General features: G+C 46.6%; 9 protein-coding genes. 6 read left to right on the forward strand and 3 right to left on the reverse strand.

Features of this window, described 5'->3' with window-relative positions; genetic code table 11:
- Positions 1–49: 49 nt before the first annotated feature.
- Positions 50–172 carry a DUF8629 family protein gene (locus tag DXZ20_RS38170; RefSeq protein WP_284681761.1) on the reverse strand — a complete coding sequence of 41 codons (123 nt, stop codon included), beginning with the start codon at positions 170–172 and terminating at the stop codon, positions 50–52.
- A 201-nt stretch (positions 173–373) separates the two neighbouring features.
- Here DXZ20_RS38170 and DXZ20_RS05675 point away from each other — a divergent pair, with 201 nt between their 5' ends.
- Positions 374–964: a DNA-3-methyladenine glycosylase gene (locus tag DXZ20_RS05675; protein WP_163696933.1), complete on the forward strand. Its 591-nt coding sequence runs from the start codon at positions 374–376 to the stop codon at positions 962–964.
- A gap of 19 nt (positions 965–983) precedes the next feature.
- Here DXZ20_RS05675 and DXZ20_RS05680 read toward each other — a convergent pair whose 3' ends face one another.
- The gene (locus DXZ20_RS05680) at positions 984–1,559 is read right to left on the reverse strand and encodes a sporulation/spore germination protein (RefSeq protein ID WP_163662162.1); all 576 of its coding nucleotides are present in this window, start codon (positions 1,557–1,559) and stop codon (positions 984–986) included.
- Positions 1,560–1,802: 243 nt separating this feature from the next.
- On the opposite strand from DXZ20_RS05680, the gene DXZ20_RS05685 reads away from it, so the two are divergent.
- Positions 1,803–2,831 carry an aspartate carbamoyltransferase catalytic subunit gene (locus DXZ20_RS05685; RefSeq protein WP_163696935.1) on the forward strand — a complete coding sequence of 343 codons (1,029 nt, stop codon included), beginning with the start codon at positions 1,803–1,805 and terminating at the stop codon, positions 2,829–2,831.
- Between the two features lie 184 nt (positions 2,832–3,015).
- Here the strand turns inward: DXZ20_RS05685 and DXZ20_RS05690 are convergent, their stop codons facing one another.
- On the reverse strand, positions 3,016–3,276 hold the full coding sequence (locus DXZ20_RS05690) for a GIY-YIG nuclease family protein (protein ID WP_163662166.1): 261 nt from the start codon (positions 3,274–3,276) through the stop codon (positions 3,016–3,018).
- 178 nt (positions 3,277–3,454) lie between these two features.
- On the opposite strand from DXZ20_RS05690, the gene DXZ20_RS05695 reads away from it, so the two are divergent.
- The 4 genes from DXZ20_RS05695 to DXZ20_RS05710 form a co-directional block, all read left to right on the forward strand.
- Entirely contained in the window at positions 3,455–3,946 is a 492-nt protein-coding gene (locus DXZ20_RS05695) for a molybdenum cofactor biosynthesis protein MoaE (protein WP_163696937.1), read from the forward strand.
- Positions 3,947–4,059: 113 nt separating this feature from the next.
- On the forward strand, positions 4,060–4,920 hold the full coding sequence (locus DXZ20_RS05700; RefSeq protein ID WP_163662170.1) for a DUF1361 domain-containing protein: 861 nt from the start codon (positions 4,060–4,062) through the stop codon (positions 4,918–4,920).
- Positions 4,921–5,231: 311 nt separating this feature from the next.
- A complete protein-coding gene (locus DXZ20_RS05705) occupies positions 5,232–5,483 on the forward strand; it encodes a DUF2283 domain-containing protein (protein WP_163662172.1) in 252 nt (83 codons plus the stop codon).
- A 234-nt stretch (positions 5,484–5,717) separates the two neighbouring features.
- The coding region (locus DXZ20_RS05710; protein WP_431732070.1) for a dimethylarginine dimethylaminohydrolase family protein at positions 5,718–6,063 on the forward strand (346 nt) is incomplete at its 3' end.

Raw genomic sequence — 6,063 nt, forward strand, 5'->3', positions numbered from 1 at the left:
CAACCCCTCCTAACCAAAGAACTACCCACCGACTAATTAGTAGGTCTAATTAGTGGGCAGAACCATTGCCATGGTAGTCATCAGAATCGTAAAAGCCATTTTGGGTGCCAAAAAACAGGCACGCCACCGAGAAAACAACCGCTAAAACTGGCAAGATCGTTTTAATATCCACAGATAATTTTCCTTAGTGAACGTTCTGGGTGCTTGATAACTGAGCAAGGCCCAGTCCGTATTCAAATGCAGCTTATAATCTTTTGTCAAAGAAAAACTGGTGCTTTGCATACGGCCTTTGGATCCTAACAAGTTCACTGAGGAATGCCATCATAGTCCCTGTGACTGTTATCAACTGAAACATTCTCTGTTTGTGTAGCCGATGATTTCTGCTGAATGGTGCGATCGCAATACCCTCGAAGTTGCCCCTGATCTCATCGGTTGTACCCTTGTCCGCCAGCTAAACGGCGAAACCTTACGGGGTCTGATTGTGGAAACCGAAGCCTATTGCCCAGGTGATCCCGCCTGCCATGCCTACCGGGGTAAAACTCCCAGCAACGCCGCCATGTTTGGGCCACCGGGTCATAGCTACGTTTATTTTATCTACGGCATGTACCACTGCTTCAATGTCGTTACCGAATCACTGCATACTGGCAGCGCCGTTTTGATTCGCGCCATTGAACTGGACCATTTACCCACGGGCCTTGATGCCAAGTACAAGAAACAGGGAAAACGCATTGCCGCTGGGCCAGGTAAACTATGCCGTACCCTGGCGATCGATCGCAGTCAGAATGGGGTGGCACTTCAGCCAGGGCATCAGCTATGGCTTGAGCATCGCACCTCTGAATTTCAGGCCAAACTCGATCGAAGGCAACATACCCTGGTGCAAACCACACGCATTGGCCTTTCAAAGGCTGCGGAGCAACCGTGGCGCTGGTATTTAAAGGATCACCCAAGCGTATCTAAGACTTAAGAGATGGGCGAAAACTATTTTACAGGACAATTTCTTTGCCACGGTTGGTAAATTCAACCTGATTAACTTTCCAGGTGGGATTTTGAATAAGGGTCTCTTCTAACCCTCCAAATAATCCCTGTTGCTCACAACTAGACAAGGACAGAAACTGACGCTGAGAATCCTCTGCCAGGCGTAAATCAACAATCGCTTTGCTATCTTCAACATTGACCCGATAGCCCGATAGCTTAAACGCTTCAAACTTATGGCGATCCAGCACTTCGCCCACCGCCTCAGTGATGGCTTGATCAGCGGGGACCTTAACCGATTCCGCCTTAAAATTACTACAGCTATCATCCATCACATAGATGGAAACAGCCACCATATCAGCATCTGGGGTCACCCCATCCGTCTGCGCTTCTATCTTAGGTTCATCGCCTTCAGCTGACTCGCTGGGCTTCTCAGGGGATAGTGCAGGCTCCTCTTGGACTACCGCAGCTGGATCTTCCACAGTCGGTGGTTCAGCCACATCGGTAGGCGTTGAACCATTACAGCCTGCAATGGTTACCCCTACACTCACAAATACACCTAATAATACCTTTGGGAACCGAACCATCGAATGAAATACTAAGTAAAGCGTTTGCTCATATCCTACAAACTAGAGCTACGGTCTGTCCCTAAACTGTGACAGTTTGATAAATCTGCGGTCTGTCACTTAAAGTGTGACAGTTTGCCAAATCTACGGTCTGTCACTTAAAGTGTGACAGTTTGATAAATCTGCGGTCTGTCACTTAAAGTGTGACAGTTTGCTTGACCCGAAAACACGTTCACCAGTCCCCTACTCAAATGTGGTCTGTCTATGGCCGACAATTCCTGGAGTCGTCGTCACATCATTTCCCTAGAAGACTTCACCCCAAGCGACTATCAAACTATTCTGCAAACGGCGACCAGTTTTCGTGAAGTCCTCTCCCGCCGCACCAAAAAGGTGCCTGCACTACAGGGTCAGGTAATCACCAATCTATTCTTTGAACCCTCTACCCGCACCCGCAGCAGTTTTGAATTAGCCGCCAAGCGATTATCTGCTGATATTCTTAACTTTTCGCCAGGTAACTCATCCCTTAAAAAAGGAGAGACCATCTTAGATACGGCCAAAACCTACTTAGCTATGGGCACTAACCTGATGGTGATTCGCCATCAAGAGGCAGGGGTACCCACTATCATTGCCAAAGAGATGGACCGAATTAATTCAGGTGTGGGCATTCTCAACGCTGGTGACGGGCAGCATGCTCATCCATCCCAGGCACTACTGGATTTATTCACCATTTGTACCAGCCTCAACGAAAAAAAACCCCATATCGAGGATTTACAGGGCAAGAAAGTCGTTATCGTTGGCGATATTTTGCATTCGCGCGTTGCCCGATCTAATATTTGGAGCCTGACTACCTGTGGTGCAGAAGTACATCTCGTCGCTCCGCCTACCCTATTACCAAAGCATTTTCTAGACGCTTTTCAGCGTCCGACCCAACCATCTGCCCAAGCATCTGACAGTGACACAAACTCAACAGGCAAACTCTATGTTCACTGGCAATTAGAACCAGCCTTGGAAAATGCTGATTTTGTTATGGCGCTACGGCTACAGCATGAGCGTATGAGCCAACATCTGCTGCCTAGCTTGCGAGAATATCACCAGCAGTTTGGCATTACCCGTGAGCGCTTAAAAACCTGTAAAGCCACCGTCAAAATTATGCACCCTGGCCCCACCAATCGCGGTGTTGAACTGACGTCAGCTTTAATGGATGATCCAGAACTAAGCCTCGTCCCCATGCAAGTCACCAGCGGTGTCGCCACCCGCATGGCCCTGCTTTATTTAATTGGCGGAGTGAAGTAAGGAGCGGCACGAAAATAATGTGCTGGTAGACGATTCACACATTAGATCAGGAAAACAAGCATGGGGCAAAAATTCTATGGGCTCTATGGGCTCAAATGCCTGTCATAACCCAAACCTCACGCCCTATTCTCCATTTCCCATTGCTCACCTATCCAAGATTTTCTACCCTGACACCGCCCTACTCTCAAGCCTCAGCTCCAGTGTCTTTCAAAAACTGACGATAGCCAAGTAAATTTGTATCTTCAGAAATTTGCTTGGCAGTATGAAAGGTAAAACGGCGCTCTTTGCTAGATTCTTGCCAAGCCTGCTGAATTTTTTTGGATGGAAATTTACCCTGGGAAAACATTGCCATCATTTTGGCCCAGCGAGGCTTGAGTTGATGGGTTTCACCGACGTATAGACGATATTTACCAATATTGGCTACAGCAAAAATTCCAGAACTCATAGTGGTTGCGATCGCGATCCCTGATGGCTCAACCTTGACAGGCTGGTAGTCTACTTTTCAGTCAATTTTCCCCTAGAGTTGGTCAAATCACCAAAGTTATGATGTTTCGCAACTCTTAGTGGACTATCTACAATAAATAACGTCCATTCTCCGCATCCGTCTCGCAATACGCACAGCTATGACCGTTGGCCTGCCCTTTAACCTCGATGTTCAAACCCAAACCAATGAGGCTGATAGTTTTGCTATCACCTTTGCCCCTCTATCCCTAGATGAGGTTTATCACTTAGCAGGTGATGAGGCCAATGGAGCCATTGTTGTTATGAGCGGTATGGTGCGCAACAATACCGAGGGAAAAGCCGTTGTTGCATTGGAGTATCAGGCATATGAACCAATGGCCATAGCTGTCTTCAAACAAATTGCTGCGGAGATGCGTCAGCGATGGAACGATATTACCCATGTAGCGATTCATCACCGCACTGGCAAACTCACAGTGGGAGAGATCAGTGTGCTTGTTGCTGTCGGTTGTCCCCATCGATCAGAGGCCTTTGCTGCTTGCAAATATGCTATTGATACGCTGAAACACAATGCCCCCATCTGGAAAAAAGAGATTTGGAAAGATGGTTCCACCAGCTGGGTCAGTATTGGAGCTTGCGAAGATGACAGTGAATAGCTTTTTAAGGATAATGCAGTCGCCCTAACTCTAAACGCTATTATTCATTCCCTCTGCAATTACCCCCTAGAAATTAGTAGAACTGTAATGTTCGATATGGGGTTGATAAATCTATGGGATGGATCATCGTTGATATTTACCAGGGCATCAATAACTTCTATAGCGGCTGGATCTGGTGGAACTTATTTTTGGCCTTTATTCCAATGCTGCTTAGTTTTAAGCTATTTCGCCGGAAAGCACTGTCTCCTTTCTGGTTTGCACTAGCCTGTTTTGGCACCGCCCTGATTGGTATCGTCGGGTTGGAGTCCAGGCTGCCCAGGCTTAGACGGTTTGCATCGAGTATCGTTCGTGATATCCAAACAGGTGATCCTGGCACCTTACTGCAACTGCTCTGGCTGGCCGGGGTTATGGTGATTGCACTTGGCATCAGCATTTGGCTATTTAAACAGTCCCACACGCGTAAACTTTGGCTTTGGTGGATAGGTCTGGTCACATTTATCGCCTTTCTTCCCAATGCTCCCTATGTTTTGACCGATATTTTGCACCTAATTCGTGGCACCAGTGCTGGAAGTATCAAGATTTGGGTGGTTGCTTTTATCTTTATTCCGATGCATATGGCGGCCATTATTATCGGGTTTGAAGCCTATGTGATTGCTCTTTTAAATGTAAATTTCTACCTGCAACAAAAGGGATTACACGCACTAGCTGGGCCGGTTGAGGTTAGCATCCATGCCCTGTGCGCTTTTGGTGTTTATCTAGGTCGTTTCATTCGGCTTAATAGCTGGGATATTGTTGTTGATCCGTCCAGCGTTTTGGCCATCACCTTGAATACTCTGACTTCAAAGCGACCGCTAGTTGTTATTTTCTTTTCATTTGTTCTACTGACGGTGCTCTATTGGATTATGAAACAAGTAACCCTAGGACTAAAGTTGAGAATTCACTATGCCCAGATGGGGCAGAATGCTCTTGATTAGCCGGAGAAGATATTCAACAGTTACGGCTTGAGAACAGATGGGATATGGGCAGACGGGATTAGCCAATGTATTTGGCAACACCCCAAACTTCCTCCTGGCTCCTGCCCCCCCACTCAGTCGAGGTTTCTCAGCTTAAGCTGATACCCCCAGTTTCCCTTTTGTCAATTCTTCAGAAAGTATTGCGTCATAGCGAAGCAACTTTCTCAAACTTATAATTGTGTGATGCACAATTCAAGCCAAGCAAACGCCTTGGCGATGCCAGTTTATGCTGGTAAGTAAGTGCGTCATTGGAATCAAGGAAATCTTTGCCCATGAAAGTCGTTTATGACCCAGATAAAGACATCCTACAGATTGCTTTCGTCTCTACTGTGATTGAGGAAACAACGCAAATCTCACCGGGATTAGTGCTTGACTATGACGAAGATGGGCAGGTGATCGGTTTAGAAATCAGAAGGGCATCGATTAAAACAGATAGTCCTTACGCTATCTCCTTCAATATCGGTCAAGCCAATCTCAATAAGCCGGTGACCAACGGCAAAGAGTTGGCAAGTGGCAAAGAATAAGGAGTTCGGTACTAAAGTTTGTCATGCAACCGCCCATGCGGTTTCTGCATAAACGACATTCTTAAAACACAACAGGTCAACAGTTCATAACTTTTGGAGTCATTCTTGAAATCATAAAAACACTTCAAAACAAAAAAATGGTTGTTCATCATCGATCAATGATAATTGAGGAAGGAACGTAGACTTCTCCTCTAGCTATTGACCGTTCTACCACTCTGTTCACTTGAGGTGACCATGAAAGAGTCCGTGCGAATTTTGATGTGCGCTCCACAGCACTATGACGTTGATTATGTAATTAATCCCTGGATGGAAGGCAATATCCATCGCTCATCGCGCGATCTTGCCCAGGAACAGTGGAACCAGCTCCACAATATTCTCAAAGAGCATGCAACGGTGGAGTTAGTGGCACCTCAGCCTGGATGGCCAGATATGGTATTCACAGCAAATGCTGGGTTGATTCTCGACCAAACCGTTGTTCTCAGTCGCTTTTTTCATGCTGAGCGGCAAGGGGAAGAACCCTATTTTCAGCAATGGTTTGCAGACCAGGGTTACACCGTCCACACGTTACCTAAAGGGTTAC

This window comes from Adonisia turfae CCMR0081 (assembly GCF_011009555.1).
Classification (GTDB): Bacteria; Cyanobacteriota; Cyanobacteriia; order Phormidesmidales; family Phormidesmidaceae; genus Leptothoe; species Leptothoe turfae.